Genomic DNA, 14,986 nt, shown 5'->3' with positions numbered 1-14,986 from the left:
TGCCCGCGCTCACCGCACGCTTTGCCATTTTCGAGCGGTTTGTGAGGTTAGGTGAGATCATCGAGGCGACCGCGGACCGCTACGGAGAGCTGGGCATGGGCCAGGACCACGGGATCTATGTCTCGGCACGGCAGCGCCGCCGGCGGCGGCGAAAGACCGGCGTGGCGGTCGCGGCCGTGGGTCTGCTGCTGGGTGCGATCGCGTACGGCGGAACGACCTGGTACCTGGGTCGCCGGGCCACGGTCGCCCTGGAACCGGCCCCGTCGGTCGCCCCGGCCACCCGCGCCACGCCGGTGCCCGCCCCCGCCGAACCGCACATCGACCTGGCCTCCGGCCCGCCGCCCGGGACCCTCTCGGCCGAGCGCCGCTCCTGGCTGCCGTCGCCGGTGCCGTCGCCGAGCGCGCTCACCGACGACGAGCTGGCCGCCTCGCAGGTGAGCCGGCTGCTCGAGCCCCACCCGAGCGGGGTGGCCGCGGCCGACATCGGAGCCACCGTGCGCAACGAGGTCGGGCCGGACGGCGCCCAGTTGCGGGTGGTCTCGGCGCGCTTCGACCTCACTCCCCGCTGGAAGCTGCTGGCGGTGGCGGACGCCGGGCAGCCGGTCGGGGCGGCCCGATGCACGCAGACCTTTCGGACCGACGGGTCGGCCGCCCCGGTGACCCGGCCGGGATTACTGCTGTGCTGGCGGACGTCGCCGTTCAAGAGCATCGTCGTGGTCGCCACCCGGGCCGCGGGCCGCCCGCAGCCGGCGGTCGGTGGCGCCGTGATCTCGCGGGAGTGGGCGAACATGGGCTGAAAGCCGGGCGGCACGGCCACCCGGCCATCATGATCGTCGGCTCAGCCGTCCTTGCTGTACTGGCTCCACTCCTGGCAGTCCTGCCCGTTGTGAATCGGGCCGCTCGAGGTCCCGGGGCAGACCTTGAGCCCGATGTACTGACCGCCCTTGACGTTTCCGCCGGGGAACGGATCCCAGACGACGGCGGGGGCGTAGTAGCCCGAGCCGTTGAACTTCGCCCCGAGGTACTTGCCGTCCAGCCAGGCGTAACCCCAAACCCCATAGGCCGCGTACGGGTCGTACTGGTGGATGAGGATGTAGTCGTCGTTCTTCCCGCCGCCCGGCTTGCCCTCGCCGTAGTCGACGAACTCGACGCAGGAGGCGTTGTTGGTCCACTGCGAGCAGACTTGGAAGCTGTCGTTGGTACCCGCTCGAGCCGGGCTGGCGAGGACCACGGTGGCGAGGATGACGGTGCTGAGGATCGTCAGAGCTCTTCTCATTCTTTCCCTTCCACTGGTTACTTTGTGCTACTTCGTGCGCTGGCGCCGTTGCAGGGCCAGCGCGGGCTTGCGGCGTACGGGTGCGAGAGGGTCGACGAGGACGCCGGCGCCGGCGCCCGGCCTGCTCTCCCACCCGCGGATCTTCGAGGCGACGTGCCGCAGGCGCGCGTCGCCCGGTGGCACGTCGATCTGGAAGTGCGACTCGTCGACCGGCGCGAGGTCACCGCCCCAGCGCACGACGCCTTCGCAGTCGGCGAGGATGTCGCGGATGACGTCGTACTCGTGCGGGAAGAAGCCGTTCCGCGTTCCCGGCGGGTACCAGTCGGCCCGGATGTCGACCGCCGTGCCCGAGGCGTGGTTCGTCTCGTGACGCGCCGGGAAGACGCCGGCGGCCCGATGCCCGCCGACCTCGCCGTGGCGCAACTGGTCGATCTCGTAGTGGAAACGGCGAATCACGTGGACCAGGACCACTGTTACGTCGCCGCCCAGCAGCGCGACCGAGACGTCGGTGCCGGGCACGCGGATCGTCCGGACGGCGTCGCCGGCCCCTCCGCCGGGCCGCACCGGCCACCCGTTGGCGCCGGTCCGGCCGGTGCGAACCGGGCCGGCGAGCGCGGCCGCGGGTACGGCTCCGACCGTGACCAGACCGCCGGCCAGGGCGCCGCCGGCGACCGCGCGAAGGACGTGGCGGCGGGACAGTCCGCCGCGAATCTCTGCCATCTCAGCCTCCGTCATTGGGCGCGCAGCGCGGCGTTGTGGGACTCGAAGACCGAGTAGAGGCCGAGCCGCTGCCGGCCGCCCTCCTCGGCTCGGGAATCCGTCCCCTGGTACCTGATCAGCACCTTCAAGGTGTCCTGTTGGCTGTAGGTGAGGCTGGGGCGCGGCGCCCCGACGTCGTCGGCGCCCCAGATGTGCACGTGCGGAACGGTGCCGATGTTGTAGATGGGGTCGCTGTTGAGCCGCTGCCACACCTGCCAGATGTCGTCGTCGTCGGCCGCGTCCAGCTGGACGCCGCTGAGGAAGCCGTGCCGGATGGAATAGTTGCGGGCGGCGATGGCGGTCGCCGCGAAGATCTGGCCCAGGCCCGTCGAGCAGTCCCGGACCCCCGGCAGTCCCTTGTGGTAGGACCGCACGAAGTCGTCGGAGACCAGGTCTTGCTTGGTGAAGTGCCTGATCTCCCACATGATCGGCACCTGGATGAGCGCTTTGCGCATGCGCAGCCGCTGCGACAGGCTGGTCATGAGCTTGTCGAACTTCAGCACGATGTCGAACGCCTCGGTGGTGGTGTAGCTCTGCCACAGTCCCGAGGTGGACTTCTCCGGGATCCCGAGGGATTCCAGGTAGGCGCGCACGTCGGCGAGCAGCGCGGGGCGCCGGCCCGCATCGAAGTCGACGTCGACCAGCTCCTCGGGCCGATCCGGCTGGAAGGAGCTCTGGCCGGCGTCCCGCCCGGAGGCGATGTTGTTGTCGATCTCGATGGCGCCGTCGCCGCTGCCCACGGTGACCGTGGCGATCTGATCGAAGGCCCAGTCGGTGGGCAGCGGGTAGCCGAGGTTGCCGCTGAAGCCCGTCGACATGTCGGAGACGAAGCTCGCCGAGGTCAGGCCCGCCGCCGCGACCCGGCTGCACACGTTGCGGGCGCCGTAGACGCCGACCAGGTACGGGCTGTACTCCTCGACGGTCTCCTTGATGGCCCGGAAGTGCGGGATGATGTTGCTGGTGACGTCAGCGTCCACGGCGTCGTAGTCGACCGCGAAATAGATCCGGGTGGCGGGGCCGAACCCGTGGTACCGGGCCCAGTTGATCGCGTCCAGGGCGTCCACCGTGCCCTGGTGGGGGTGGAAGTAGCCGGCCTCGCCGCCGTACGTCTGGTAGATCGGGAAGACGCGGAGGCCCTCCTGGGAGGTCGTCTCCAGCTCCCACGGCTGGATCATCTTGTTCAGGCTGGTGCCGGCGACGTTGCACAGGTACCGTCCGACGATGCGGTAGCCGGCCGACCGCAGCGCGCGGGCCCGGGCCGTGGTGATCTCGGTGACGCAGTCCAGCGCCGTGCCCTTGCGGGTGGCGTCGCCCGTGGAGACCAGCAGCGACGCCCACGTCCGGTAGTCGCCGGTCCCGTTCACCGGCAGCTTGACGAAGTCCTGGAAGGAGCGCACGGCACTCGCCAGCGCGGAGGTGAACGTGCTGATGAACGACACGCCGGCCCGGCGGTTGAAGAGCATCGCGGCGCTGAACAACTGCACCCACACGCCGGTCGAGCCGTCCCGGACGGTGTTCGCCTTCAGGCCGGACTGGGTGCCGGGCCCGAAGACCCCGTTCGCCACGTCGTCGCTCATCCCGAGCTCGAACTGGATCGCCAGCATCAACGCCTTCTGCACGTCCCGGGAGAAGTGCCCGTCGCACGGGACGACGAAGAAGTTCCGCCGGTTCACGTACCGCGCGTTCATCCACTGCTGCACCGAGCGCACGGACTGCTCGCCACCCTCGATCAGCACGTAGGCGTCCATCGTCAGCAGCGCCTTGAAGACCTTGGGCACCACGCCGCGCGGATAGACCCCGGCGACGCCCATGTTGGTCTTCATGTCGGCCACCCCGGCCGCCGTCCGCTCGTCGTAGAGGCCGGAGATGTCGCCGCCGTCGTAGCCCTTGCAGTACAGGCCGGACTGCACGATGCGGACGACGTTGCCCGGGGCGCCGGACTCGAGAACCGGGAATCTGGCCTCCAGGGCGGCCAGGGTCGCGGGCCCGAAGTTGTTGGAGAGCGCGGTGATGCCGAGCTCGTGCTGCAGCGCGCGGGTGAGCGCGTACATCGTCGCCCATCCGGTCTTGCCGTCGACGTCGAGCTGCGGGATGCCCGGCACGCCCTCGTACGTCGTGTTGATGAAGAGCTGCGCCCGGCGCACCATCTCATCGGCCATCGGCGATCCCCTCGCTGTGTCGGAAGTCAGCGATCTCGATGGTGGAGCGCCGGAGTGCAAGCCGCGTGCAAGTACAATGGACGCTCGTCAATGGAGGCTGAGCCGGGGGGCAGCGTCATTCGCGAGCTCGGAGAGGCCGCCGCCGATCTCACCGTCGGCGTACTCGGCCCACTGCGCGTCCTCCGGGCCGGCGAACCGGTGCGGCTGGGCCCGCAACAGGCCGCTCTGCTGTCGGTGCTGGTGATCGAGGCGGGCCATGCGGTGCCGGCGACCCGGCTGGTCGACCTGCTCTGGGCGGAGCCGAGCCCGGCGGGTGGCATGGCGACGCTGCGCAGCCACGTGGCCAACCTGCGGCGCCTGCTAGCGCCGGGCAAGGGGCGTGGCCGCGAGGTGCTGGCGACGGTCGGCACCGGCAGCACCGCGTACCAGTTGCGCATCGCGCCCGACCGGATCGACGCCGGCCGCTTCCAGCGCCTGGTCGAAGAGGGAACGCGGCTGGCGCGGGCGGGCGAGACGGCAGCGAGCGCGGAGGCGCTGCGCGACGCGCTCGCGCTGTGGCGCGGACCGGCGTTCGCCGACGTGGCCGACCGGCCGTTCGCGGCGCCGCGGATCGCCCGGCTCGCCGAGCTGCGGCGCGCGGCCCGCCGGGCGTACGCGGAGGCCATGCTCGGGCTCGGGCGGTACGGTGAGGCGACCGGCGATCTGACCGGCGCGGTGGCCGACGACCCGTTCGACGAGGCCCAGCGCCGGCTCCTCGCGCTGGCGCTCTACCGGCAGCAGCGGGTCAGCGCGGCGGCCGAGGTGTGCCGGGAGGGCATCGCGCTGCTGCACGAGCGGGGGCTCGACGCGCCGTACCTGGAGGAGCTGCAACGTACGATCCTGCGCCGGCAGGTGCCCGCGGCGCCGGGCCGCCCAGGGCCGGAACGCCTGGGGCCGGACCGCCTGGGGCCGGAACGCCTGGGGCCGGAACGCCCGGCGCCGGACGTCGGCGCCCCCTGCCTGCTGCCCGCCTCGCTGCCCCGGCTGGTCGGGCGGGACGCGCAACTCGCCGCGGTCCAGCGGCATCTGCGCGATCCGGAGCGGCGACCGGCCACCATCGTGATCACCGGGCCGGCCGGCGCCGGGAAGACCAGCTTCGCGGTGCGCGTGGGTCACCAGGTCTCGACCGCTGACTTTCCGGACGGGCAGCTCTACGCCGATCTGCACGGCACCCATCGCGAGCCGGCCGATCCGATGGAGGTGCTCCGCACATTCCTGCGCGCGCTCGGCGTTCGCGGCCAGGCGTTGCCGGACGACCGCACCGAGCGGATCCACCTGTACCGCACACTGCTCGCGCACCGCCGGATCCTGGTCGTGCTCGACGACGCGGCCGATGCCCGGCACGTGCAGGACCTGCTGCCCAACGGCCCCGGCTGCGCGGCGCTGGTGACCAGCCGGACCAGCCTGGCCGGCCTGCACGGCATCCGCCTGGCGTTGCCGACCCTCACCGCGGACGAGTCGCTGGCGCTGCTCGGCGAGGTCATCGGGGCCGAGCGGCTCGCGGCCCACCGGGACGACGCGCGGGCGGTCGTCGACCTGTGCGCCGGCCTGCCGCTGGCCGTGTGGGTGGCCGGCGCCCGGCTGGCCACCCGCCCGCACTGGTCGCTCGGCCCGCTGCGCCGGGCGCTGACCGACGAGCGGCGCCGGCTGGACGAGCTCACGGTCGGCGACGTCGCCGTGCGGGCCAGCATCGAGCTCAGCTTCCGCCGGCTGGATGCGGAGACGAGCCGGGCGTTGCGGTGGCTGGGCCTGCTGCGGGCCGACGACATGGCCGCGTGGACGCTGGCGGCTTTGCTCGACGTGTCGTCCCAGCACGCTGAGGACCTGCTGGACCACCTGCACCAGACGCATCTGGTCGAGGTGGTGTCGGCCGGCTCGGTGGGCATCCGGTATCGCGTGCACAGCCTGGTGCGGCTGGTGGCGCACGAGCGGGCGATGGCGGAGGACAGCGCGCGGGCCCGGTCCGACGCGCTGCGCCGGCTGCTGACCGCCACGCTCGACCTGGCCGACCGGGCGGACGCGGCGCTGAGCGCCGACTTCCTCGGCAACGGCCGGCCGGCATCGGCGGAGTGGCGTCTGCCCCGGGCCGAGGCCGACCGTCTCATCAGCGACCCGATGGCCTGGTTCCAGCGCGAGCACGCCTTCCTGATCGCCACCCTGCGCGACAGCCTGGCCTCCGGCCTCACCGAGCCGGCCGGGCGGCTGGCCGCGGCGCTCACCACGTTCTTCCAGATCCGCGGCCTGTTCGACGAATGGCGCGGCATACAGACCCACGCGCTGGCCGCCGCCGTCGCGGCCGGCGACCGGGGCACGGAGCGCCGGCTGCACCGCAGCCTGGGCGAGCTGGACACCATCCAGGACCGGTACGCGGAGGCGATCGCCCACTTCGAGGCCGCCATCGACGACGGCTCGCCGGACGAAGCGGCGGTCGTCTCGGGGCTCGGCTACCTGTACCGCCTGCTCGGCCGGTACGACCAGGCGTGGGCGCACTTCGAGCGGGCGCTGGCGTCGGCCACCCGCAGCGGCAACGTCAACGGCCTGGTGTACGCCCTGGCCGGCGCCGGCATCGTGCGTCTCGAACAGGGCCGGTTCGAGCCCGCGCGGGACCTGTTCGACCGGGCCCTGCGGCTGAGCCGGGAGGCCGCGTACCGGCCCGGCGAAGCGCAAGCCCTGCGCGGCCTCGGCCACCTGGCCCGCGTGCTCGGCGACCCCGACGCGGCCGCCGAGCGCTTCCGGGCGGCGATGCGGGTCAGCTCCGCCCTGGGCGACCGGCTCAACGAGACCCACGCGGCCTGCTGGCTCGGCGAGGCGTTGTTCCGGCAGGGCTCGCACCGGGAGGCGCGCCGGCTGCTGGCCCGGTCGTTGTGGGTGTACCGGGAGCACGGCAACGCCTGGGGCGAAGCCGCCACCCTCTGGCTGCTCGCGAACGCCCAGCTCGAGGTGGGCCGCGCCGGGCCGGCGCGCGGCCGGGCCGAGGCGGCGGTCACCATCTGGCAGCGGATCGGCTCGCCGTACTGGCTGGCCCAAGGGCTGGAGACGCTCGCCGACACGCTGCTCGTGCTGGGCGACGCGGGCCGGGCCGACGAGGTGCGCGCGCGGGCGAGCGCTCTGGGCGCACCTTGCCGGTAATCAGCGGATCTTCAGGATCGGGCTGGTCACTCCCCTGAGCGTCGCCGTCGACGGCACCACGACCCGGTACCGGGCGGCCGATTTGAGGCCGGTCACCTTCAGCTGGGCGGCCGATGCCGTCACCGTCTTGGCCACCACCCAGCGGCTCCGGTCGAGGCGCTGCACCTGGGCCCGCTGGCCGGTCGCGCCGGTCAGCGCGACCTTGAGCGTGCGCTTGGCCGGCGAGGTCACCCTGATCTGCGTCCGCACCGTGAAGGCGCTGACCCCCGAGGTCGCCTCGAGCGTGGTGGCCGACGCCGGGACCAGGAGCTTCACCTGGAAGTTGCCGGTCGCCTTGCGGGTGAACGTCACCACGCCGGCCGAGTTGGTGGTCGCGCCGGTGAAGGCGAAGCTGCCCTTCGGCAGGGCCACGCCGATCCGCACGGGCTTGCCGGCGTACGGCTTCCCCGAGGCCGTGACCGTGTACGTCACCCGGACGGTCGATCCGTAGACCGGCGCCGACGTCGAGGCGGCCACCCGGATCGCCGGGCGGACCTTCGGCTTGGTCGGAGTGGGGGTGACGGTCTTGCTCGGGCTCGGCGTGACGGTCTTGCTGGGCGTCGGGATGACCGTTTTGCTGGGGGTCGGGACGACCGTCTTGCTCGGCGTCGGCGTCGGGTTCGCCGTTGGGGCCGTGGTGGGCACGGTTGTCGGGGCTGATGTTGTCGGGGCTGATGTTGTCGGGGCTGTTGTTGTCGGGGCTGTTGTTACCGGAGCCGTTGTTGTTGCGGGCGCCGAGGTGGGCGCGCTCGTGGCCGGGGCGACCGCGGTCACGGCGGCGAGCGCATCGATCCGGCCGTACCCGTAATCGGTGTCCTTCCCGGCCGGGCCGAGGTCGACCGCCGAGCTCTCCAGCGCCGACTCGATCGCGTCCGGGGTGAGCCCCGGGTTGGCCGCCTTCATCAGCGCCGCGACCGCCGCCACGTGCGGCGTCGCCATCGACGTGCCGTTGTAGCTGGCGTAGCTGCCCTTCGCGACCGGCACCGTGCTCAGGATGTTGCTGCCCGGCGCCGCCACGTCGACGTAGCTGCCCTGGTTGGAGTAACTGGCGACCTTGTCCGCCGCGTCAGTCGCCGCCACCGCGATCACCCCGGCGTCGGCCGCCGGATAGCTGACCGGGCTGCCGTCCTGCCGCTCGTTCCCGGCCGCCGCGATGACCGTGACACCCTTGCTGCGGGCGTACGCGATGGCGTTGCTCATCGTCGTGGACTGACCTGGCCCGCCGAGCGACATGTTGATGACCTTCGCCCCATGGTCGGCCGCGTAGATGATCCCGCTGGCGATGTCCGAGGTCCAGCCCGTCCCGTTGGCGCCGAGCACCCGTACGGGAAGAATTTTTGCTCCCGGAGCGACCGCCGACACGCCCGTGCCGTTCCCGGTGAGCGCGGCGATCGTGCCCGCCACGTGCGTGCCGTGACCGTTGGGGTCGGTGCTCGTGCCCTCGGTGCCGGCCACGAAGTCCTTACCCGGCAGGATTTGGCCGGCCAGGTCGGGGTGGCTCGCGTCCACGCCGCTGTCGATCACCGCCACCGTGACACCCGCGCCGGTCGACTGCTGCCAGGCGTCCGCCACGTGCAGCTTGCCGAAGTCCCACTGCTGCGCACGGTAGGGGTCGGTCCCGGCCGGCACGTCGAGCGCGGTGACCGCCGAGTCGACCTCGACGGCGACCGCGCCCTTGCTCTGCTGGGCGTCCTTCACCAGCTCGGCCGCGGTTCCCCGATCGGTCGCCGTGCGCACCTCCACCACCGGCTTGCCCTTGGTGATCGAGGTCCGGACCACCCGTACCGGCTTCGCCGCCGACACGCTCTCCGGCAGCATCTGCTGGGCGCTCTCGCTCAGTCCGCTGACGACCGGCTGCCAGTCGGCCGCCGCCTGAGTCGGCAGCCCGAGGGCGGCACCGCCGGCGATCGCACCGACGGTCAGGGCGCCCGCGGCGTACCGGCGCAGGTGTTTCCTCATCGCTGTCCTCACTCACGTTCCGGGGGTCGAGGACAAACGTCGGTCGCGCTGAGCGCTAGTTGGGGATTCGCCGGGTGCCGTTGGGTTGCGAGTTCTCGGGAAACTCTCAGCGACTGCTTGCTGGTTTTGGCCCGCTATGTCCCATTGGTTGCGACCATGAGGGTTCGGGGTCCGCCCCGTTCGCGGGCGGGCCGACAGCGCGATCAAGGGATTGGGACATGACTGTTCACGACGACGATCGGCCCGGCGACGACGGCGTCCATCGATCCGCGCCGGCCTTTTGGTCACGGTTGAGCCGCAGGCAGGCGCTGGCCGGCGCGATCGGCCTGGCCGCGGTCCTCGGCGGCGGCAGCTACCTGCTCACCACCCAGCTGACCAGCGGCAACGACACGACCGCGACCTCCGAGGTGGGCCCGCTCGGCACGATCAGCGCATCCGCGTCGGGTACGCCCGGCCTCGCTTCCGCAGCTCCGTCGGCCGCCGGCTCGGCTGTCACTCCCACGGCCGCCGCCCAGGCCGTTTCGCCCGGGCCGGCCTCGGCCGCCGCGACCACGGCGCCCGCGCCGACGACGGATGCCGCGAAGGTGAGGAAAGAGGTTCAGGAGGCCCGCGAGAAGGCCGCGAAGGACGGTGTCTCGCTCAAGCGGCCGCTGTCCGCCAAGGGTGGTCCGATCGAGGGCTTGTCGACCCGGACGGAGAACACCGCGAACGGCACGATCCGGATCACGACGGCGAAGAGCGACCTGACCGGCACTCAGGATCTGCTGATGGCCGCCGACGCCGGCGAAGTGGTCGGCAAGGCGCGTTGCACGCAGCGACTTCGTTTCAGCAACGCCGCGTCGGCACGGACGATTCCGACGGTATTGCTGTGCTGGCGAACCTCGGCCGACCGTAGCGTCGTGGCACTCGCTGTATCTCCGAAAGGCAAGCCCGACGCAGACGTGATCGGCTCGATCATCAGCCGGGAGTGGGGACGGCTGAAGTGATGTCTCGCCGGAGGATACGGGCATTCGAGTGAATCGGGCGCTCGGCGCCGGGGGGCGGTGCGGGCGAATGAGCGACGCGTCGGTCGAGAACACAACGGGCAGCGGCCCGGACCACCCGGTCCGGGCCGCTGTTGCGTAGGGGTTTGTCAGGTCCGCCGGTCAGTAGTCAGCGACGGTGAATGTGGCGGCGCTGGAGATGATCGAGTTGTTGTATTGGGCATCGGTGTCCTGGGCATCGAGAGTGCCGTTGTTGACAACGGTAAGGGTGTAAGCACCGTCCGGCACCTGTACCCTCTCGTTGACCTCGACCGCAGCGACTGTGCCGCCCGTCGGCCGTGAAATGCCGACCGTGACTACGCCTGCGTTGGGAGCCGATACCGAGGTGACTACGGTTCCCTTTTGAATGTTGCCGGCCGGGGTCAGTGGGCGGCCGATGTCATTCGCGGTGATCGTACCAGCGGTAACTGCGGTGAGTGTCGTGTCGCCGTTTCCAGCCGTCGCAGCGATCGCTGCCCGTGGCGCGCCGACGACTACATCGGCGGTTGTAACGGCGTCATCGACGAGGTCCTCGGAAAGCTGGACCTGTGTCGGACTGATGACCTTGATGATCGTACTGTTGGCGGCAACCTCGGGGTTACCCGCCTGGGTCACCGGCATACCGAGGTCCTCTGCGGAGAAGGTGATGGCGGGGTCGTTGGAGGTGAGAAGATCGGGTGCCACAGTGGTGGCGTTGCCGGTCGTGATCGTCCGGGCTGCGCGGAGCTGGAACTCCGTGTTGGTCGGGTCCAGGGCCAGCATGTGGAGCCGGCAGATGACCTCGTTGTCGCTGATCACCAGGACGTCAGAGCACTCGGCCACACCCGGATTCGCCTTGTTTGTCGGGGTGACGGCGTCGGGGGCCGGATCATAGGGGCCCTGCGAGAGATAAATGTGGGCGCCGGCATCACCAGGGGCGCCGTTGAAGTCGAAGTTCAGGAAGCCGGAGCCGGTGACGTCCAGGTCGACGAACTTGGACTCGTTTGGCGTGGTGTTCGGCGCCGCAGCGACGCCGAATTGATAAGTGTACGCATTTTGCATGTACACCGTGCCGGTCGGGGTCGTGACAGCGAGCGTCAGGTCGCGGGCGGCGCTATGCGGCGGAGTGACCGCGGAAAAGGCGCCGTTTCCCAGCGATTTGATCCCGGTCAGCGGAACGCCGTCGATCGTCACTGACTTGATGCCGGTGGTACCCACCGTGGTCGGAAAGCCGCCGCCGGTGACGGTGATGGTGCTGCCGCCGCCTGAGGGACCGCTGTTCGGCGTCACCGAGTCCAGCGTGGCCTTGACGCCGACGCTGTAGGACCCGAAGCCGATCTGTGCGGCGCCGGTATCGCTGCTCTGGTAGACACACACGTTCCACTTCTGGAGGGCGTTGTTCGCCGCCTCCGTGACGACCGCGGCCGGCACCGTGACCGCAAGCATGTTGTTCGTGACTTTCCGGGTATTCGTGGACAGCACGTTGCCCACCGTGGTAGTGATGTCCGCTCCGACTTTCTCGGTCTGCGCTGTTGCGTTGTACGTCGTCTGACAGGTGGGAATGGAGAAGGTTACGAACGGGGAAGTGACGCCGTTCAACCACTCGCTGGCCGCCGAGACCGTGATGGACGTGGCTTCACCTTCGGGGCCGGCGGGCGGGTTCGTGGCGACGCTGATGCCCGCCGCGTACGCGGGAGCGGACATCGCGGCGGCGACCACGACGCTCAGTGCCGCTCCTGACGCGAGGCCGGCGCGAACACTGCACCGGCTGGTACTGGGATTGGACTTACTCATGCGAGGTCCTCCTACGGCCGTCGTTGGCCGCTTCGTCGGGGTTTCCGGGCCCACGCTCGTTTGGGGTCCGCGGGCCGTCTCGCCGGAAGCGTAACTAAAAGTGATGAGCTGATGGCTTAGAGTGAGCAATTTCGATGAATGGCGGCCGGCCGAAAACATTCGTCCGACCAAGAGGAGGCGAACTCCTTATCACGAGCTCTGCCGCTCCGGTCGGAAACGGCTTTCGCCGTTCTCACCCAGCTTGGACCACTGCCGTTCGATCGAAGCCACGCTCTTGATTCTTGACGGCTTGCCGTCCAGATCTACCGCGACGGTGTAGACGCTCTTCTCGCTGCTCGTTCGCCAGCAAAGCAGGAGGTTCCGGCGGACGGTCGCCGTCTGGTTGTTACTGAGCCGAATGCGCTGCGTGCACCGTGCGTTGCCGATCGGCTCCCCCTCGTCGCCGACCCATGCCAGTTCGCGCTGTCCGGTGAGGTCCGACCTCGCCGAGACCACCCGCATCGTAGAGCGGCCGGTTCTCAAGCTACCCCGGCTCGGATTCCACAAGGTCCTTGATTGGCCGCTGGATCCGCGGCACGGCCGACTTGATGGATATCTGGCCGAGCGAGGCCGCCTTCCGCACGGCCGTCGCTCGATGTTTCTGATTCTCGGACGGCCCCTGGGCTGATGGCGCGATCGAGGGCCGGGCCGCGGGCCCGGTGACCGGCTTGGACGACGCTGTCTGCTCTTTGGGCACCGGACCGTGAGCCTTCGACGCTGACCTGCCGCACCCGCCGATTCCCGCGGCGAGGAAGAGAAACAAGGTGGCGATGGCGAACCGCTGGGTGTGACGGCTATCGGCGGTGTGCCTGATCCTCATCCGTATCATTGGTTTCCCTCGCATCATTCGTTTCGGGCCGCACACTTTCCCAGCCGTCATCCTTGCGCGCTTTCAAGACTTGTTTCGGCGGAAAGGGTGGATATCTGGCCGTGTCTCACGTCGGCGAACTCACGCTGCTCCTATAGATGTCAAGCGGCTAGCGCACCGGCGCCGAGCGGGATTCGAATCGCCTGAGCCGGTAGAGTCGTCGGCCCGTCGGCGTGTGTTCTGGTGGCCAGTTCCAACGGTGAATGGAGAGCAACCTTTTCTCGTACGCGGGCAAAAGAATGCCCAGGCCCCTGAGGCCCGGGCATTCGTCAGTTGGTCTTGTCCGTCAGATCAGCGTGTTGTACACCAGGATCGAACCCCCCGTCGGAACCAGGATCGGCGCGGTCGCGTCACCGGTACTGTCGGGGTCGGCCGGGGTGAACGTCAACGGCGCGACCCCCGAGGTGGGTGCGGTCGTGACGACGAGTTTGCAGTACGCGACAGTGTCCGAGGCGGTGACGCAGGTCTCGGCGACGGCACCACCCGCTCCGTCGGCGCTCCATGCCGTGGCGCCAGTGAGGCCCTTGCCTGTGACCTTGATGTAGTAGGTTCCCGCTGTCGACGGTATGTTCGCCGAGTCGGTGCAGTCCGGCAGCGTAGCGGACTGCTGGCCTGGTGTCGCCGCCACCCAGGTGGCCGCAGCCGTCGCCGCCGTACCGGTGCACGCCTGAATCTTCGAGATGACCGCGGGGTAGGTCAGGGAATTGGCGTCTGCTGTCCCGGTGATGCCGTCGTGGACGAGCATGATGCCGACGAGATTGCCGGCCGGAGCCCCGGGCGGAAGCGTGACGTTGACGTTACTGGCGTCGTTGAAGCTCACCGAGGTGAGGGAGACGTTCGGCGAACCCGCGACTGTGCTGTAGACGTAGCCGGTAATGTTCTCCTTTGTAAATGAGCTAGATGTTGTGCCCGACGGCAGGCCGGTGACCGGAACGGTCAACGTTCCGCCGCCATTTGGGTTCGCAACAACAGTGCCGTTGTAGTTCGCCACCAGCTTCTCGCGGTAGAACAGCTCGCTTGCAGTCGAAACGCTGATACCGCTCGAGGTACCCGTTCCCGTCGTGTTGACCACCTGCACTTTGACTGAGCCGGTGCCCAGCGCCGGGTCTCCTGCCGCCGAACCGGTGCCGACAGCAATGGACGGCACGGAGACGACAATCTTGGTGTCGGAAACAACGGTGTACCGCGTCGCCAGGACGAAGCCGGCTGTGTTGCTGGCGCTGGCGCCGAGGAACCGGACCTGCGAACAGCCCGAGTTGGTGCCCGGGTAGGCGACGGGCGCGACGTTGCAGGCTGAGTCCGCCTGGTTGTCGACCATGCCGGTAAAGCCGCTGCCGGTGATCTCGATGGTGGTACCCGCGGTGACCACCTTGTTGGAGGTGGAACCCGCTACGAAGGCTTTGGTGATGGTAGGCACTGGCAGGACTGCCTGCGCTTGGCCAGCAAAAATGGTTCCACCGGACACGGCAATCGTCGCGGCGGTGAGCGCCTGGGCTCCGCGACGCGCAAAAGCCCTGGGTTCTTTACTCATGAATCCTCCACATTGCTGCAGGGCAACGACCCCGCCTGTAGACTGACCTGCCAATGCGAAACGGACTGTTCTTGCAGCAGTTGTCCGATGGCAAGTCTTGCAGAGACAACCATGATCCTTTGATGATTTGCGCACTTCGGAGAAGCCAGACGATTGCCATCTGTCGGCGAGTCTGACGAATGTCTGACCAATCCCTTTCACGGAACCTCCGACGGTCGACCGTCTGAAAATGTAGGGTCTGAGGCCATCCGACGGCCCCTCTTTGCCAGGGCTTTCGCAAGGTCGAAGTATGACCGTTTTAGGTGATTCCTAGGAGTCGTAGGGATCGGTAGGGGTCTCGGCCGTTTCGGCGTAAGGCTGGCGCGATCGAGGTGACGCCGTCGAGGCGGAGAA

At 69.5% G+C, this 14,986-nt stretch carries 10 protein-coding genes; 3 read left to right on the top strand and 7 right to left on the bottom strand.

Going from position 1 to position 14,986, the window contains the following annotated elements:
- Positions 1–41 precede the first annotated feature (41 nt).
- A complete protein-coding gene (locus tag ACFQS1_RS35310; protein WP_378976410.1) occupies positions 42–797 on the top strand; it encodes a hypothetical protein in 756 nt (251 codons plus the stop codon).
- Between the two features lie 41 nt (positions 798–838).
- On the opposite strand, the gene ACFQS1_RS35305 is transcribed toward ACFQS1_RS35310, so the two are convergent.
- Genes ACFQS1_RS35305 through ACFQS1_RS35295 form a run of 3 tightly spaced genes read right to left on the bottom strand, consistent with a single transcriptional unit; the run spans position 839 to position 4,194 of the window.
- Positions 839–1,276: a hypothetical protein gene (locus ACFQS1_RS35305; RefSeq protein WP_378976408.1), complete on the bottom strand. Its 438-nt coding sequence runs from the start codon at positions 1,274–1,276 to the stop codon at positions 839–841.
- Between the two features lie 27 nt (positions 1,277–1,303).
- On the bottom strand, positions 1,304–1,996 hold the full coding sequence (locus ACFQS1_RS35300) for a M15 family metallopeptidase (RefSeq protein ID WP_378976406.1): 693 nt from the start codon (positions 1,994–1,996) through the stop codon (positions 1,304–1,306).
- 11 nt (positions 1,997–2,007) lie between these two features.
- Positions 2,008–4,194, bottom strand: a complete 2,187-nt coding sequence (locus ACFQS1_RS35295) for a glycoside hydrolase domain-containing protein (protein WP_378976404.1) — start codon at positions 4,192–4,194, stop codon at positions 2,008–2,010.
- A gap of 90 nt (positions 4,195–4,284) precedes the next feature.
- Here ACFQS1_RS35295 and ACFQS1_RS35290 point away from each other — a divergent pair, with 90 nt between their 5' ends.
- Entirely contained in the window at positions 4,285–7,362 is a 3,078-nt protein-coding gene (locus ACFQS1_RS35290) for an AfsR/SARP family transcriptional regulator (RefSeq protein WP_378976402.1), read from the top strand.
- Here ACFQS1_RS35290 and ACFQS1_RS35285 read toward each other — a convergent pair whose 3' ends face one another.
- Positions 7,363–9,360 carry a S8 family serine peptidase gene (locus ACFQS1_RS35285; RefSeq protein ID WP_378976400.1) on the bottom strand — a complete coding sequence of 666 codons (1,998 nt, stop codon included), beginning with the start codon at positions 9,358–9,360 and terminating at the stop codon, positions 7,363–7,365.
- A gap of 74 nt (positions 9,361–9,434) precedes the next feature.
- Between ACFQS1_RS35285 and ACFQS1_RS35280 the strand changes: the two genes are divergently transcribed.
- Entirely contained in the window at positions 9,435–10,346 is a 912-nt protein-coding gene (locus ACFQS1_RS35280) for a hypothetical protein (RefSeq protein WP_378976398.1), read from the top strand.
- Between the two features lie 159 nt (positions 10,347–10,505).
- Here the strand turns inward: ACFQS1_RS35280 and ACFQS1_RS35275 are convergent, their stop codons facing one another.
- The 3 genes from ACFQS1_RS35275 to ACFQS1_RS35265 all read right to left on the bottom strand — a co-directional run bounded on the left by ACFQS1_RS35275 (position 10,506) and on the right by ACFQS1_RS35265 (position 14,593).
- Positions 10,506–12,155, bottom strand: coding sequence for an IPT/TIG domain-containing protein (locus ACFQS1_RS35275; RefSeq protein WP_378976396.1), 1,650 nt, complete (start codon positions 12,153–12,155; stop codon positions 10,506–10,508).
- Between the two features lie 189 nt (positions 12,156–12,344).
- Positions 12,345–12,656: a hypothetical protein gene (locus tag ACFQS1_RS35270; RefSeq protein WP_378976394.1), complete on the bottom strand. Its 312-nt coding sequence runs from the start codon at positions 12,654–12,656 to the stop codon at positions 12,345–12,347.
- Positions 12,657–13,348: 692 nt separating this feature from the next.
- Positions 13,349–14,593, bottom strand: coding sequence for a hypothetical protein (locus ACFQS1_RS35265; RefSeq protein ID WP_378976392.1), 1,245 nt, complete (start codon positions 14,591–14,593; stop codon positions 13,349–13,351).
- Positions 14,594–14,986: the final 393 nt, after the last annotated feature.

The sequence above is a fragment of the Paractinoplanes rhizophilus genome, assembly GCF_042664765.1.
In the GTDB taxonomy this organism is placed as follows: domain Bacteria; phylum Actinomycetota; class Actinomycetes; order Mycobacteriales; family Micromonosporaceae; genus Actinoplanes; species Actinoplanes rhizophilus.
This window is presented reverse-complemented; position numbering and strand designations above follow the sequence as displayed.

Excerpts from the sequence above, each read along its gene's own strand:
- ACFQS1_RS35305 (WP_378976408.1), bottom strand. The coding sequence starts at position 1,276 with ATGAGAAGAGCTCTGACGATCCTCAGCACCGTCATCCTCGCCACCGTG.
- ACFQS1_RS35300 (WP_378976406.1), bottom strand. The coding sequence starts at position 1,996 with ATGGCAGAGATTCGCGGCGGACTGTCCCGCCGCCACGTCCTTCGCGCG.
- ACFQS1_RS35295 (WP_378976404.1), bottom strand. The coding sequence starts at position 4,194 with ATGGCCGATGAGATGGTGCGCCGGGCGCAGCTCTTCATCAACACGACG.
- ACFQS1_RS35290 (WP_378976402.1), top strand. The coding sequence starts at position 4,285 with ATGGAGGCTGAGCCGGGGGGCAGCGTCATTCGCGAGCTCGGAGAGGCC.
- ACFQS1_RS35285 (WP_378976400.1), bottom strand. The coding sequence starts at position 9,360 with ATGAGGAAACACCTGCGCCGGTACGCCGCGGGCGCCCTGACCGTCGGT.
- ACFQS1_RS35275 (WP_378976396.1), bottom strand. The coding sequence starts at position 12,155 with ATGAGTAAGTCCAATCCCAGTACCAGCCGGTGCAGTGTTCGCGCCGGC.
- ACFQS1_RS35270 (WP_378976394.1), bottom strand. The coding sequence starts at position 12,656 with ATGCGGGTGGTCTCGGCGAGGTCGGACCTCACCGGACAGCGCGAACTG.
- ACFQS1_RS35265 (WP_378976392.1), bottom strand. The coding sequence starts at position 14,593 with ATGAGTAAAGAACCCAGGGCTTTTGCGCGTCGCGGAGCCCAGGCGCTC.